This is a genomic window from Bacillus cereus group sp. BfR-BA-01349, from assembly GCF_022663795.1.
GTDB classification, from domain to species: domain Bacteria; phylum Bacillota; class Bacilli; order Bacillales; family Bacillaceae_G; genus Bacillus_A; species Bacillus_A cereus.
In genome coordinates, this window is sequence record NZ_JAKUGE010000003.1 from 21,489 (window position 1) to 36,077 (window position 14,589).

Sequence of the window (14,589 nt, forward strand, 5' to 3'; positions counted from 1 at the left end):
AAATTTAGCTCATAGTCTTATAGAGACTGTGAGCTTTCCTTAATAATAACGGTACTGGCGTAACGATTTATAAAATATTTGAGTAGTAGAAGTAAACAGGGTCGCTTCTTCTAAAAAAGGATAATGGTTGCTCTCCTCAAATGTCACAAAAGTAGAATCGCATATACCCTCATGTATCTCGATGGAATATTGAATAGGACACTGCACATCATATCTTCCGCATATAATAAGTGTCTTTGTTTGGATGAAAGGTAAATACTCTCTTAAATCAAATGAAGGATATTCATTGGCGAAAGCATTCATCCGGCTAATGGACATTGTTTTGTTGATTGGTTTACAAAAATAAGAGTTGTAGTTTTCTGGTTTAAACAATGATAATTTTGTTCTCTCAGTAGATAGTTCTTTTCGTTCTTCATTTGTAAGGTGAGGGCTTTTTAAGTTTTCGATGAGTTTTTGCATATAATGAAACTGTGGATGTGCTGGGTGATAAATGCAAAATGGTGTTTCGGTATAGTTACTTGCTGCAGCGCCTGCTATGACTAATGAGTGTAAGGAATTTGGATATGTAATCGCATATAAAAGTCCAAGCATACCACCTGTTGAATGACCGGCGAAATGCCATGTTGGAAGTTGTAATACTTCTCGTATGGCTTCTAAGTCGTTGATTGTTTCAATCATGCTTAATTCGTTTTCTGACTGGGCGGTTACAGAGCGACCAGTATCTCGTAAATTAATGAGAAATACACGATGCGTAGCAGTAAAAACATCCGCAAAGTAATCCCCAGTTTCATTAAATTGTGAATAGTGATGTGTAATACAAAGCGATTCGCCATTTCCTTTTGTAAAGAGTTCAAATGTACCGCATTTCGTGTTGATTATTTGTTGTGTCCACATAATATCACGACCTTTTCTCATAAAAGTTGGGCCAGACTGTTATAAAATGAAAATATATCAGCGATTATTAGAATATATCAGCGATTATCAAAATATATCGGCGTAACTCGGAATATATCAGCGATTATTAACATATATCGACTTACCGACAGAAAACGACAATAATAGCAAGCTTCAAATAAAAGGAGGCTATTCAAAAACGAGCCTCCTTTTCGTTTAGTATAAAGATTTTGTCATATTATTCCGAATAATTTCAAGGGATTTCGCTACAGTTAATGCGTTTTTTTCTTCAATTTCTGGTTTACGGGGGATAGGTTTATACATGTTGTCTGGATCTTCCCATGTGAGGGGAAGTTCTGTTTCTGCTTGTCCTTTCCAAGCTTCAATCCATTCTGGAGGGAGATAACCTGAGATGTTTTGGATGTTGTTCATTTCGAGCCAAATGAGTGCCCAAGCTCTTGGAACGACGCGCCAGTGATCGTAGCCACCGCCGCCGACAGCGATCCAGCGACCGTCGCAATATTCATTAGCAATTTCACGAGCGAGCTTCGGTATTTCGCGGTAAATATTCATTGTCGCACAAAGATGTGTAAGTGGGTCATAATAATGTGCGTCAGCACCATTTTGCGTTAAAATAATATCCGGTTTAAAGTACGCTGCAACTTCTTTTACAACAGTTCGATATGCTTCTAAGAACGATTCATCTTCTGTAAAAGCATCGAGTGGAACGTTAAAAGAATAACTATAACCATTACCTTGTCCACGTTCGTTTACAGCGCCAGTTCCAGGGAATAAATAGCGACCAGTTTCATGCAGTGAAATGGTGCATACGTTAGGGTCATCATAAAACGACCACTGTACGCCATCACCGTGATGAGCATCTGTATCAATATATAAGACGCGTAAACCGTATTTCTTCTGAATATACTTCATTGCTATGGAGCTATCGTTATAAATACAAAAGCCAGATGCTTTACCACGGAAGCCATGATGTAAGCCGCCTCCTAAGTTAAGCGCGTGTTTTACTTTTCCGGAAAGAACAGCATCGACAGCTGTTAACGTACCACCAACGAGCAATGCGCTTGCTTCGTGCATATTTGGGAACATTGGTGTATCTTCTGTTCCGAGTCCATATGTCATCGCAATTGATTTTTCTAACTTTCCTTCTCCAGCACGTTTTACCGCATTTATGTACTCCTCTGTATGAATGTAGGCAATCTCTTCATCTGTAGCCATCCGTGGTGAGATGATTTGAGAGGGAGAGATGAAACCGCCCTTTTGTAATAAATCATACGTAAGTGTGACGCGCAGTTGGTTAAAAGGATGATCAGGGCTAAATGAATAGCCCCGAAAGTCATCCGAATAAATAAACGCGCTACTCATGCTTGCATCCCCATGATGTTTGACCATAATACGCGGTAGCCTTCTGCTTCAAGTGCATCAATCACTTTTAGAGGATTCATCGTTTGAATGCGGAAAACGAGTACTTTATCATTCTCGTCTTTTGCTGGGTAGACGAGAACGCTCACGATATTTATTTGTAAATCACTAAAAATAGCAACGACTTTTCCAAGAATACCAGGTTCGTTTTTTACTTGAATTTCAATTTGCGAACTTGGTTGATGTGCTCCTGTTAATTTTACTAATGTGTGCAGTACTGTAGATTCAGAAATGATTCCAACTAACTTCCCGGCCTTTGTAACAGGAAGACAGCCAATTTTATTTTCAAAAAATAAAGTAGCAATTTCCTCAACAAAATCGAGAGGATGGCAAGTCATAACAGGATGTTTCATAATAAGCTCGAGCGGTTGCTGTAGCATATCGAGTGAAACTTGTTTATCTAGAATAGACGGACTTGCATCTCTCACATCCCGATCAGAAATAATGCCTACGACGTGATTATTTTGATCGACAATTGGAATGTGCCGAATGCCTTTCGTGCGTATCGTTCGGATTGCTGTTTCGATTGTATCGTTTGGATGTAATGTAACTACATTTTGATTCATAATTTCTTCTACAATCATTCCAGTTGCCCCCTTTATTAATACATAAAACGATTGTGAAAACGTAGACGATCAAAAGCTTGAATAGAATCCGTATCAACGCGTTTACCGATGCGGACCATTAAACAGTTGGCAGGATGTGAACAAATTTCAGGATCGTCTGTAGCCATCCATTGTAACCCGCCAGCATTCATCATCTTCTCCATTACTTTTCGGTATTCCCACACATTCAATCCTGTTTGTTTCAAATCCCAGTGCCAATAATATTCAGTCGTCAATATAATGTAATCTTCCATATAATCGTCCATCATAGAAACCTCTAGTAAGTTCTTTCCGACAGAACTCCCGCGGAAGGCTGGGACTACTTCAATTGCCCCAAGCTCAATTAAGTTTTCCATTTTTCCTTCTGACCATCGTTCAAGTGGATCAGGATACAAGTATGTAACATATCCAACAATTGTTTGGTCATGTCTAGCAATAATGAGACGAGCTTCTGGTAATTTAGAAATTTCGACAATTGCTTTATATTGTTGCTCGGCAGGACGAAACGCAATTAAGTCTGGATGAAACTCATACATTTCTAAGTTATGTGTAGAGACAGGACCTTCAATAATTAAAGTGCCTTTCGCTGTTTTTAAGTTTCTAGCATTATATATTTTTTTATGAATCAATGTATTGCTCACCACCTTGAGGGTTTGTGAATCTATTAATATCGTACTTTATAATATATGCGATGTGAATCGAAATTTGTCATTAAAAATTTGTCTAAAAATCAACAAATATACTGAGAATTTTAAATAATGTCATTATAATAGATAATAGAATACATAGGAGGGGGATGTAAAGTATGAAAGTAGAAACGCTTCCTGTCATTAAAGGAGAAAATAATTTGCCGAATTATGATGAGGCATACGCGAATTTTAACTGGGAAGAGGTTAATAAAAACTTTACTTGGAATGAAACAGGCCGAGTAAATATGGCGTATGAGGCAATTGATAAGCATGCGAAATCCGATCGAAAGAATAAAGTAGCTCTTTATTATCAAGATGGATCGCGAAAAGAGAAATATACATTTAAGGAAATGAAGGATTTTTCTAATAAAGCAGGAAACGTCCTTAAGAATTATGGCGATGTAGAAAAAGGCGATCGCGTTTTTATTTTTATGCCACGTTCTCCAGAGTTATATTTCGCACTTTTAGGTGCAGTGAAATTAGGAGCAATTGTTGGACCGCTATTTGAAGCATTTATGGAAGGCGCAGTTCGCGATCGCTTAGAAGATAGCGAAGCAAAGGTGTTAATTACAACGCCTGAATTGTTAGAGCGCGTACCATTAAATGATTTACCGGCTTTAAAAACAGTTTTCCTTGTTGGAGATAATGTAGAAGAAGGCGGTAAAACGGTAGCGTTCAATCCTTTATTTGAACAAGCTTCAAAAGAATTACATATTGAATGGTTAGGCCGTGAAGACGGCTTGATTCTACATTACACGTCTGGTTCTACTGGTAAGCCAAAAGGTGTGCTTCATGCGCAAAACGCAATGGTTCAGCACTATCAAACGGCGAAGTGGGTATTAGATTTAAAAGAAGACGATGTATATTGGTGTACTGCTGACCCGGGCTGGGTAACTGGAACAGCTTACGGTATTTTCGCACCGTGGTTAGTTGGAGCGTCAAACGTTATTTTAGGTGGACGCTTTAGTCCAGAAGCTTGGTATGAAGCACTGCAAGATTACGGTGTGACGGTTTGGTACAGCGCACCAACAGCATTCCGTATGTTAATGGGAGCTGGACAAGACGCAATTAAAAAATATGACTTATCACAAGTTCGTCACGTATTAAGCGTTGGTGAGCCGTTAAATCCAGAAGTAATTCGCTGGGGTATGAACGCATTTGGACTTCGTATTCATGATACGTGGTGGATGACAGAAACAGGTGGACAAGTTATTTGTAACTACCCTTGTATGGAAATCCGTCCAGGTTCAATGGGTAAACCAATTCCAGGTGTGAAAGCAGCGATTGTTGATAATGAAGGAAATGAAGTGCCTCCTTACACAATGGGTAACTTAGCAATTGCGAAAGGTTGGCCATCTATGATGCGTGGGATCTGGAATAACCAGCAAAAATATGAATCTTATTTCATGCCGGGAGATTGGTACGTATCAGGCGACTCTGCCTATATGGATGAAGATGGATACTTCTGGTTCCAAGGACGTATTGACGATGTAATTATGACGTCAGGTGAGCGCGTTGGTCCGTTTGAAGTAGAAAGTAAATTAATCGAGCATGCTGCTGTTGCAGAAGCTGGTGTAATTGGTATTCCTGATCCGGTGCGCGGCGAAATTATTAAAGCATTTATCGCACTTCGAGCAGGATACGAACCATCTGATGAATTAAAAGAAGAAATTCGTCAATTTGTAAAGAAAGGCCTAGCAGCTCATGCAGCGCCACGACAAATTGAATTTAGAGATAAATTACCGAAAACGAGAAGTGGTAAAATTATGCGCCGCGTATTAAAAGCGTGGGAGCTGAATTTACCAACAGGTGACTTATCAACGATGGAAGATTAAGAGAGGAAGGTCTGAACGAAAAATGTTCAGGCCTTTCTTTTTTATGATATCATGAACTTATATATATAAGTTAAAGGGGATAGTATGATGAAAACAGAAAAGGAAAAGATGATACTAGGAGAAATGTACATACCGGCTGATCTAGTTTTAGTACAAGAAAGAGAGCAAGCGCGTATATTAACGAGAAAATTAAATGATACGTCAGAAGAGCAATTGAAAGAGCGTAGCGAAATCGTAAAAGAATTATTCGGAACGACAGGAGATAATATTCATCTTGAATCTTCTTTTAGATGTGATTACGGCTATAACATTCATGTCGGTGAAAATTTTTACGCGAACTTTGACTGTACGATTCTAGACGTATGCCCGGTAACAATCGGAGTGAACTGTATGTTAGCTCCAGGTGTCCACATTTATACAGCAACGCACCCACTTGATCCAATTGAGCGTATAAGCGGATCAGAATACGGAAAACCAGTTACAATTGGCGATAACGTATGGATTGGCGGAAGAGCAATTATTAATCCAGGTGTAACAATTGGAGACAATGCGGTGATCGCATCTGGTGCTGTCGTAACGAAAGATGTGCCTAATAATGTAGTAGTTGGTGGGAATCCTGCAAAGATTATAAAAAAACTAAAATAATATTTGAACGAAGTGCCTTCCTCGTCTGTATACATTTATGAAAGAATAGATGAGGGAGGCTTTTTTATATCTAATAAATTACTCTTTGCGACGTTGTAAAGGATTGGAGAGAAGTGAAATTCCACCTCTATTTGACATGCCTATATAAATGATGGTATAAAGAAAAGTATATGAATAATTGAGCGTGGAAAGGGAGAAGTAGTGATCATTTCCCTGTTTTAGAGAGCTGATGGCCGGTGAAAATCAGCACATAGATGATCGCGAATTACGCCCCTAGAGCATCTTTTTTCGATTGAATTATATTCAAAAGGGAAAAGACGGTGCTAAGCCGTTATGTAAATAAGGTGGTAGGCTTTTTTTGCCTGCAACTAGGGTGGTAACGCGATAATCAAAATCGTCCCTTATTTGAAGGGGCGATTTTTTTATGTTTTCAACTTTCACGCCAGTAATGAACTTAAAGGAGAGTATGTAGGATATGGGTATTTTACAAGATCTTGAATTTCGCGGTCTAATTAATCAGCAAACAGATACTGAGGGCCTTGAGCAATTATTAGAAAAAGAAAGCGTTAAATTATACTGTGGTTTCGACCCGACAGCAGATAGCTTACACATTGGTCATATGTTACCAGTATTAATGTTACGTCGTTTCCAATTAGCTGGTCACCAACCAATCGCACTTGTTGGCGGTGGTACTGGTATGATCGGTGATCCAAGTGGTAAAAAAGCAGAGCGTACATTAAATACGAAAGATACAGTTGCTTACTACACAGAAAGCATTAAAAACCAACTTTCAAACTTCTTAGAGTTTGAAAACGTGGACAACCCAGCAACGATGGCTAACAACTACGACTGGCTTGGTAACTTAGATGTAATTTCATTCTTACGCGATATCGGTAAAAACTTCGGTTTAAACTATATGTTAGCAAAAGATACAGTAGCATCTCGTTTAGAAACTGGTATTTCATTCACTGAGTTCAGTTACATGATTTTACAATCATACGACTTCTTAAACTTATACCAACAACATAATTGCCGTCTGCAAATCGGTGGTAGTGACCAATGGGGTAACATTACAGCTGGTCTTGAATTAATCCGTAAATCAGAAGAAGATGCGAAAGCATTCGGTTTAACAATTCCACTTGTTACAAAATCTGACGGTACGAAGTTTGGTAAAACAGAAGGCGGCGCAATTTGGTTAGACCCAGAGAAAACAACTCCTTACGAGTTCTACCAATTCTGGATCAACACAGATGACCGCGACGTTGTTAAATACTTAAAATACTTCACATTCTTATCTCACGAAGAAATTCTTGAGCTTGAAAAGCAAGTAGCTGAAGCGCCAGAAAAACGTGCAGCACAAAAAGCATTAGGTTCTGAAATGACAAAACTTGTTCATGGTGAAGAAGCATTAGAGCAAGCGATTAAAATTTCAGCTGCATTATTCAGCGGTTCTGTAGCAGAACTGACTGCAAGCGAAATCGAGCAAGGATTCAAAGACGTACCATCTGTAGAACGTACTGCAGAAGATACAGTATTAATTGACTTACTTGTAGAAAGCAAAATCTCTCCATCAAAACGTCAAGCACGTGAAGATGTAACGAACGGCGCAATCTACGTAAATGGTGAGCGTACACAAGCATTAGACTACGTTGTAACAGAAAACGACCGCATCGAAGGTAAATTCACAATCATTCGCCGCGGTAAAAAGAAATATTTCTTAATTCGTTACTAATAAATAAAAAGCTTTGAGGAATTTCCTCAAAGCTTTTTTGTTTTAATCTCCTTTTCGAGTTCATACGGAAATCACATGTAAGCGGTATGATAAACGTATAACAATTAGAAAGGAGTGGTAAAACGAAATGTCACTAGAAGCGTTGATTATTTTTTCTTTGCTAAACGCGGGTCAACTTGCAGAGAATTCGAAGGTTGATATACATAAAGAGCAGAAAGATGCTTATGTATATGTTCAAAAAGAGGAAAATAAATAACTTTAATATATATAAATAAAAGCTACTCGAAGTAACTGTTTTGGTGTCTTCGGTAGCTTTTTGAATTATGAATAAATAGGAATTAATTCTCGCTTGAAATCTTCGTACATTTCAAAGGCGATTTTCATGATTTCTTTGAGTTCATCGTAACTGTGGAAGCATGGACGAAGTATTTTTTCTGTATCATTTGATAATATTGCTACAAACATAGCCCATGGATCTCCAGCTCTTATTGCACCATTATGTCGTGCAGACTAAATAAACTCAACAAGGCCATGTTTTAAACTAATATTAAATCTAAAAGTATAGATGTTTTTATTCTTGACCTCACCAACAATAAAAAAGTTTTCTTTTTTCATAAAACGAGCTTTATAGCCAAGAGACTCAAATACTGCAATTACTTTTTCGTTTTCATAGTTTTCAAATGTATTTTCCTTATCAGAAAACTTTTCTGATAGGGCTTTATATCTCTTAATAAAATCAATTTTTGCAAGACTGGCTTGTATTTCAGGTTTTAATGAATAAGACAAAAGTTATTCCTCCTAAAATATTAAGTCTATCCTTATTTTTGGGTCATTACTTCATATATCTTTAAGGTGAAATCATGAATAAATAGGAATTAATTCTTGTGGCTCCACTTTTACTATTCATGTTAAAAGTCTAAATCTTTTTCATTACCATCATAATCTACTAGTAATGATCCTTCGTCTAAGGTATCCATTAACCATTCCACCAAACCATTCCATGATCTAGAAACGCTGTGAATCTCCCTATCCCATTGTATTACCGTTGCATCGTATCCATTGCTTGATTCTAAGTCTATACATATCGAGTCACCATAGTTTAAATCTGCGATGATTAAATACGTGTCTGGCATCTTTGTCGGTCTTCGTTCTTTTTTAAACGAATCATTTAGATAAGAGCCACCACGCTGTTTTGGACCCTGAGCAGCTGTATGAATTTCTGACAGGATTGTTCCAGGTATAAATAATTCTCCACCATGACACACTTGGAGAAAATCTTTATATATATCAGGAATTTGAATGTTAAGTTCATTTTGAAGGCTTGTTATATCTTCTAAGCTGATTCCATTATTTAGGTTATGAATACCATCTACATATTTATTAACTTCCTCAAAAAATGGTTGTAAATGATTGTTTTTTGAATAATATTTTCTTAGCATAAGACCATCTCCCTCTATTCATGTTTCCAAGGCGCAACGTCTCAAGATTAGATACATAAAGAAATCCGGCTCTTGTGAGTCGGATTTCTTTATGTATAGGATAAGATTGCCTTTCTTATATATAAAATTATGAATAGATAGGAATTAATTCTTGTTTAAAATCTTCGTACATTTCAAAGGCGATTTTCATGATTTCTTTGAGTTCATCGTAACTGTGGAAATATAGCACGGGTACTTTTTCCGTGTCATTTGATAACAATCTTATAAATATGTCCCAAGGGTCTCCAGCTCTAACTTCACCATTATGCCATGCTTCCCAAATCAATTCAGCAACACCATATTTTAAGCTGATGTTGAATCTAAAGGTGTAGACATCTTTGTTTTTTACTTCTCCTACAATAAAAAAGTCTTCTTTTTTATTGTAACGAGCTTTATAGCCAAGAGACTTGAATACTTCAATAGCTTTTTCATTTTCATAGTTTTCAAATGTATTTGTTCTATCGGAAAATTTTTCTGATAAGGATTTATATCTTTCTACAAATTTAATTTTCTCAAGTACCTCTTTTATTTCAAGTTCTAAATCATATGCCATCAATTATTCCTCCCTAAACCTAATATCAATATCATATTTTTCTTTTGCTAATTTTATATATTCCTCTATTCGTTCAAAATTTTTATTAGATGCTGGAATCTCTAAAATTTGTTTTCCTTCTAGTGATTTTCCATCTATTCTTCTATATTTATTTGAACGAATCTTGGTTCCAATAGCATACTTATCTTTCATTTCTTTCAAATGTTTTTCAAAAGTTTTAATATCAATATCCGCTAGATCTGTAGCTTTTCTGGAAACTATTTCCCCTTTAATTGGGTCATATGAATCTAATCTTTTACCATTACTTAAATGTACCTCATTATTCGGATACCATCTATTTTTTCCTGCAGTTTGATTAAAACGATTTCCTCTTGCCATAGGTGAATCTTTTGTCCAATAATCACTTGCTTCTTTCCAGTTCAATCTATCTTTAGGTACTTTACCGTCTTTTGCTTTTCTAACGCAATATTCCGCATATTTTAATTCTAAATCAGATTCGACAAACTTACCATCTTTTAAAAGATTTTTAGAGGAACCTCCAGAAGAAGACTGAAACCTTTGCAAAGTATCAATACTATTTTGAACGGTATTATACCATACAAATGTACCATGTGTAGCAACACCTGCTCCAACGGTTGTAAGAGCTAAATCAGCTGGGATAACAATTGGTGATGCTGCCCCGAAAGTTACTCCTTCTAACAATACGGTTCCAACATTTGATCCTGTTACAATAGCTATACCGCCCAAAATTTCAAAAATAGATCCTACCCCTGATACAAAATTCCCCACAAGATTTCCGGCTTGAAAGGTTGTTTTGTTTTCTAATTCATTGCCCATTGGTAATTCCACGCCTGTAAAGTTTTCAGCAGCTGAATTACAAATTCCTTGGAAGAATTCCCAAGCGCCAATAGCTGTTTTTTGGTACCACGGTCTATTAGCTTCTTGTTCCTGCAAAGCCATTTTTTCTTCAATTTCTTTTTTTATTTCGGCTTCTTGAACTCTTTCCTCTGCAATTTTTTGAATAGAGGCTATCCATTCCATATTCAACCTTTGTGTACTAAATGTACCACTTACCGGACTAAAACCTTTCCCGCTTTGGACTTCCGCTAAACCCATAGCAATACTAGCTGCTAGTTGAAGGGCCGTGCTGTAGTTATTACTGGATGTATAATCGAATTCATGTAGACGCTCTAGTTTTTCATCAAGCTTTTTTCTCATCGCAATTAAAACAGCCACAATTGAGTCTACTCCAGGCAGTGGTGTAAGTACCTCTATTGCTTCTATACTTGCAATGGTTTGATTGATTTCTTGGATTTGTTCTCTTATTTCTTGTTCGATAACATCTGTAGAAGCTACCTGTGATTGAAAGTCTCTTGGAAAAGCATCATTTTGACGGATTAATTCTTCGCATAAGTAAATGATTCCTTGTGCTAACGGACGAAAGGTTTGTAAGAAATATGCTTTTGCACTACTATATGTTTGTCCTTGTAGAACAGTATCCAATGCAAAAGCGTCAATAGAATGAATAATTTGTTCCATTCCTTGAATAGTAGCGTTACAGAAAGCGTTCATACTTTCTGTTTGAGCTTGTACTTCACCGAGATACATATTTAAAGACATGAACTTTCCCTCCCTCCCTTACAAGAAAATAATACCAATTTAAGGGAGTTGTTGTAAATGTAATATTCTGATTATTAAGCGAAAAAGTTGCTTGTTCATTAAGTTTTTAATCTCATTCGGATGCTCTGGTGATGAAGAAGTTTTTAAGGTTGAATGTAAATAGAAAAAGGAAGGTATAGATTACGTACAAATAGATACGTTGTAAAAATAATGTTAACGGAAGGAGAGTATAGCAAAGGGAAATGAGTTATGGGGTAGAATGTAGTGTTTTTAAGTGTTAGAAGAAGGGGAGGTTTTTATTAATGTGGATAAAAGATGGATGGAATTCTAGAGGGAGGGGGAAGGTTTATTAACTATAGACTTACAGTTCTTTTTTATTTTGTTACATTGTTCCGGTTCTATACATATACCGGCTATATTCAATAAAAAAAGCCCAGGCCCCTTGATAAACAAGGTTCCTAAGGCTTTTAATAATACTCTTTTCAGAGTACCGAGATTAACGAGAGTAGAACTCCTTAGTATTAAAAACCCTTATATTATCAAGGTTTCGAGGCATGATTTTAAAAATCCCCCCCAAAAGTTCCCCCAGCTGCAAGTAAACTTGTACTAAATGCAGCTACTGACTCTTCTTCTAATTCTTTAAATGAATGACCATATATATCAAAAATCATTTGTGGTGTATTACCTAAACGATCAGCAATAACTTTTACTGGGATCCGCTGGCTAATTAATAATGTTGCATGTGTATGTCTTAAACCATGCGGAGTGATTTTTTTCAAAGTCGTATGTTTTAATATGCGTTGAAAACTATACATTAAAGGGTTATCTGTTATAGGTGTCCCGGATTGATAAGATATGAAAATAAAATCATCATCTTGTAAATGAAGGCCGAAAGAGAGCTTTGTTTTTTTACACCATGTTCTATATGCCTTCAATTGGTTAATAAGGGTATCATCAATTAAAATCGTCCGGAAGCTATTTTTTGTTTTAGGTGTGCGTGTCCCCTTGTTATCACGGGTACGTTCCACAGTTAAAGTTTTCTCTTCGAAATTAATGTTTTTCCACTGTAATCCTAATGCTTCACCTTTTCTTAATCCTGTGAAAGCAAGTAATAAAATTATGCTGTAGTTTGTGATATTTTCGTGCTTTTTAGCAGCTGCTATGAATTCATTTAACTCTTCAGCTGTGAAAAAGTTTTCTACTGTCTTTTCTTCATTTGGTATTGTAATTTTATTAAATCTATTACGAGGAATAAGTTCATCATCCACAGCGGCATTGATTGCAATTTTAAATAGTCTATGGAAAAGTTGAACTGTACTAGGTTTATATTTCTTTAATAGTTCATTAATATAAACACGCTTATAAGTGGATTTATCTAATTCAGCTAATTTATACTTACCAAGCAACGGCTTCATTTGATATTTAATAGCATTTTCCCGTTGTGAACATGAAGAGATTTTCCATTCATTTTTATGGGTTTCATACCATATATCCAGCCATTCTGAAATAGTTAAATTAGAATTCTTCACTTGTTTAACTTCGCCATTTAAAATACTTGTCTTGACTTCAAGTAGATCTCTATAAGCCTCGTTTTCTGATTTATACCCTTGTTTATATTTCTCTCGCCTTTTTCCTAACGAATCATAATATCTATGCCTAAAACACCACAGTTTTACACCTTTGGTATTGAAATAATAGTATAATTCAGGGTCTTTCTTTGTTTTATATAACTTCATCATGTATCTTCCCTTTCGTGCGTGGGCAAACGCTATCGGGGATAGACTTTTAGTTATTAATAATTTTTATCTTCATCATTATAAGCATCTTCGAAAGCTGTATTTTCTTCATCTTCTTTAGATACAAATTTTTTCCCATAGAGAAACCCATTTATCATGGCAGTTAACTCGCGAGTATCTTGTTCATTAAGGGTTAAGCCGTTTTCCTTATATACTTCAATGTTCACTTTGTTTTCTTTATCTACAATAATAGGAAACGGTTGATTGTGCTCACATGCTAATGTTGCTGTTTTAAATAACTTATTTTTATCATCATTATACTGAGCAGCTGGTGGATCTTGTGGATAAGGCGAGAGGATATCAAAAGGATTATTTGTAAATCCACCATCTACCTTATGTATTTCTGCCCATATTTTTTCTTCTTTTTCTTCGTCTGTTAAATTCTCATCATATTCAATGTGTGGCATCTTATAGTAACCTGCTAGGTAAGTCAGATAATTATTATGAAGATCTAATCCTAATGCCAATTTTTCTAGTATTTCTATTGAAGGTTTCTTGTTACTACCTGTTTCTAATTGTGATAAATAAGGGTGTGATACACCTGTTAATTCAGCAGCTTTTCTTAATGAAAGTTTTTTTTCCTTGCGAACTTTTCTTATATATTCACCTAATTCTATTTTAATCACCTTCTTTATTTATTTGTCTAAATTTTACTTTAAGGTGTTTGCTGTGTCAAACAAATTTAAAATAATGGTTGACGATGGCAACCGAACAGTTGTATACTATGAGCAAGCAAAGGTGGTGAATAGATGTGATTAAAATAGAATTAAAAGATGAAGTGGCAACAAGATTGTTAATTGCTAAAACAGGTAAAAGTTTAAGGTGTTTTTCTAAGGAAAATGGATTTTCACACACGTATCTAAGCCAAATATTAAGTGGTGATCGTAATCCATCACCAGTAGTAGCAGTAAAAATTTCTAACGGTTTAAATCTTGAAATTGAAGATATTTTTTTAATCACAGTGGTTGATGGTAGCAACCGAAATGAAGGAGAGAAGATAAATGACTTTAGCTACAGTTGATGTATCGCTCAATCAACATGAAATTCGTCAATATATTTACGAACAAGTTAATCAAGAGTTACGTCAAGTTTTAGTTTTTTGGGATATTAATCGGATGAGTGAAATGACGTGTCTCTCAAAATCTTTTTTAGAGAACGAATTTTTAAACGATCCAAGGATGAAGCTGTTGGAAAGACGTAAGGAAAAAGGCAAGCGGATTTGGCCGTTTGAAGAAAGTGTAAAAGTTTTGAAATCGATAATGGATGAATGGTGATATATCTAGCAATCTATAAAAAATAAGC

At 36.0% G+C, this 14,589-nt stretch carries 15 protein-coding genes, 1 pseudogene and 1 other annotated feature; of the genes and pseudogenes, 6 read left to right on the forward strand and 10 right to left on the reverse strand.

Annotated features, from left to right (window positions below; genetic code table 11):
- Positions 1–39: 39 nt before the first annotated feature.
- From MR169_RS02800 to acuA, 4 genes are all read right to left on the reverse strand, one after another.
- Positions 40–915 (reverse strand): alpha/beta fold hydrolase, encoded by an 876-nt coding sequence (locus MR169_RS02800; protein WP_242318856.1) that lies wholly within the window; start codon positions 913–915, stop codon positions 40–42.
- Positions 916–1,110: 195 nt separating this feature from the next.
- Positions 1,111–2,277 (reverse strand): acetoin utilization protein AcuC, encoded by a 1,167-nt coding sequence (gene acuC, locus MR169_RS02805; protein WP_000092808.1) that lies wholly within the window; start codon positions 2,275–2,277, stop codon positions 1,111–1,113.
- Positions 2,274–2,918, reverse strand: a complete 645-nt coding sequence (locus MR169_RS02810) for an acetoin utilization AcuB family protein (protein ID WP_242318857.1) — start codon at positions 2,916–2,918, stop codon at positions 2,274–2,276. The genes acuC and MR169_RS02810 overlap by 4 nt, the downstream gene beginning before the upstream one ends.
- Before the next feature lie 17 nt (positions 2,919–2,935).
- The gene (gene acuA, locus MR169_RS02815; protein WP_000581388.1) at positions 2,936–3,568 is read right to left on the reverse strand and encodes an acetoin utilization protein acetyltransferase AcuA; all 633 of its coding nucleotides are present in this window, start codon (positions 3,566–3,568) and stop codon (positions 2,936–2,938) included.
- A 176-nt stretch (positions 3,569–3,744) separates the two neighbouring features.
- Here acuA and acsA point away from each other — a divergent pair, with 176 nt between their 5' ends.
- From acsA to MR169_RS02835, 4 genes are all read left to right on the forward strand, one after another.
- Entirely contained in the window at positions 3,745–5,463 is a 1,719-nt protein-coding gene (gene acsA, locus MR169_RS02820) for an acetate--CoA ligase (protein ID WP_000862049.1), read from the forward strand.
- An 84-nt stretch (positions 5,464–5,547) separates the two neighbouring features.
- Complete coding sequence (locus MR169_RS02825; RefSeq protein WP_002001062.1) at positions 5,548–6,108, forward strand: maltose acetyltransferase domain-containing protein; 561 nt, start codon at positions 5,548–5,550, stop codon at positions 6,106–6,108.
- Between the two features lie 176 nt (positions 6,109–6,284).
- Positions 6,285–6,513: a binding site (T-box leader), on the forward strand.
- 70 nt (positions 6,514–6,583) lie between these two features.
- Positions 6,584–7,840, forward strand: a complete 1,257-nt coding sequence (gene tyrS, locus MR169_RS02830; RefSeq protein WP_242318858.1) for a tyrosine--tRNA ligase — start codon at positions 6,584–6,586, stop codon at positions 7,838–7,840.
- 127 nt (positions 7,841–7,967) lie between these two features.
- On the forward strand, positions 7,968–8,096 hold the full coding sequence (locus MR169_RS02835; protein WP_000050940.1) for a hypothetical protein: 129 nt from the start codon (positions 7,968–7,970) through the stop codon (positions 8,094–8,096).
- A gap of 65 nt (positions 8,097–8,161) precedes the next feature.
- Here MR169_RS02835 and MR169_RS02840 read toward each other — a convergent pair.
- The 6 genes and pseudogenes from MR169_RS02840 to MR169_RS02865 all read right to left on the reverse strand — a co-directional run bounded on the left by MR169_RS02840 (position 8,162) and on the right by MR169_RS02865 (position 13,913).
- A pseudogene (locus tag MR169_RS02840) lies at positions 8,162–8,626 on the reverse strand (hypothetical protein).
- A gap of 122 nt (positions 8,627–8,748) precedes the next feature.
- The gene (locus MR169_RS02845; protein ID WP_000944937.1) at positions 8,749–9,279 is read right to left on the reverse strand and encodes an SMI1/KNR4 family protein; all 531 of its coding nucleotides are present in this window, start codon (positions 9,277–9,279) and stop codon (positions 8,749–8,751) included.
- Between the two features lie 127 nt (positions 9,280–9,406).
- The gene (locus MR169_RS02850; RefSeq protein WP_000312815.1) at positions 9,407–9,871 is read right to left on the reverse strand and encodes a hypothetical protein; all 465 of its coding nucleotides are present in this window, start codon (positions 9,869–9,871) and stop codon (positions 9,407–9,409) included.
- A 3-nt stretch (positions 9,872–9,874) separates the two neighbouring features.
- Positions 9,875–11,491 (reverse strand): LXG domain-containing protein, encoded by a 1,617-nt coding sequence (locus MR169_RS02855; protein ID WP_242318859.1) that lies wholly within the window; start codon positions 11,489–11,491, stop codon positions 9,875–9,877.
- Between the two features lie 560 nt (positions 11,492–12,051).
- Complete coding sequence (locus MR169_RS02860; RefSeq protein WP_481746811.1) at positions 12,052–13,227, reverse strand: tyrosine-type recombinase/integrase; 1,176 nt, start codon at positions 13,225–13,227, stop codon at positions 12,052–12,054.
- 56 nt (positions 13,228–13,283) lie between these two features.
- Complete coding sequence (locus MR169_RS02865; RefSeq protein WP_242318861.1) at positions 13,284–13,913, reverse strand: helix-turn-helix domain-containing protein; 630 nt, start codon at positions 13,911–13,913, stop codon at positions 13,284–13,286.
- A gap of 125 nt (positions 13,914–14,038) precedes the next feature.
- Between MR169_RS02865 and MR169_RS02870 the strand changes: the two genes are divergently transcribed.
- Complete coding sequence (locus MR169_RS02870; RefSeq protein WP_242318862.1) at positions 14,039–14,308, forward strand: helix-turn-helix transcriptional regulator; 270 nt, start codon at positions 14,039–14,041, stop codon at positions 14,306–14,308.
- Positions 14,289–14,561, forward strand: a complete 273-nt coding sequence (locus MR169_RS02875; protein ID WP_000171001.1) for a hypothetical protein — start codon at positions 14,289–14,291, stop codon at positions 14,559–14,561. The genes MR169_RS02870 and MR169_RS02875 overlap by 20 nt, the downstream gene beginning before the upstream one ends.
- The last annotated feature ends 28 nt before the right edge of the window (positions 14,562–14,589 follow it).

Bases quoted from the DNA above. Each gene is read 5' to 3' on its own strand.
- MR169_RS02810 (WP_242318857.1), bottom strand. From the start codon at position 2,918: ATGATTGTAGAAGAAATTATGAATCAAAATGTAGTTACATTACATCCA.
- MR169_RS02845 (WP_000944937.1), bottom strand. From the start codon at position 9,279: ATGCTAAGAAAATATTATTCAAAAAACAATCATTTACAACCATTTTTT.
- acuC (WP_000092808.1), bottom strand. From the start codon at position 2,277: ATGAGTAGCGCGTTTATTTATTCGGATGACTTTCGGGGCTATTCATTT.
- MR169_RS02860 (WP_481746811.1), bottom strand. From the start codon at position 13,227: ATGAAGTTATATAAAACAAAGAAAGACCCTGAATTATACTATTATTTC.
- tyrS (WP_242318858.1), top strand. From the start codon at position 6,584: ATGGGTATTTTACAAGATCTTGAATTTCGCGGTCTAATTAATCAGCAA.
- MR169_RS02800 (WP_242318856.1), bottom strand. From the start codon at position 915: ATGAGAAAAGGTCGTGATATTATGTGGACACAACAAATAATCAACACG.
- MR169_RS02875 (WP_000171001.1), top strand. From the start codon at position 14,289: ATGACTTTAGCTACAGTTGATGTATCGCTCAATCAACATGAAATTCGT.
- MR169_RS02855 (WP_242318859.1), bottom strand. From the start codon at position 11,491: ATGTCTTTAAATATGTATCTCGGTGAAGTACAAGCTCAAACAGAAAGT.
- acsA (WP_000862049.1), top strand. From the start codon at position 3,745: ATGAAAGTAGAAACGCTTCCTGTCATTAAAGGAGAAAATAATTTGCCG.
- MR169_RS02850 (WP_000312815.1), bottom strand. From the start codon at position 9,871: ATGGCATATGATTTAGAACTTGAAATAAAAGAGGTACTTGAGAAAATT.
- MR169_RS02825 (WP_002001062.1), top strand. From the start codon at position 5,548: ATGATGAAAACAGAAAAGGAAAAGATGATACTAGGAGAAATGTACATA.
- MR169_RS02835 (WP_000050940.1), top strand. From the start codon at position 7,968: ATGTCACTAGAAGCGTTGATTATTTTTTCTTTGCTAAACGCGGGTCAA.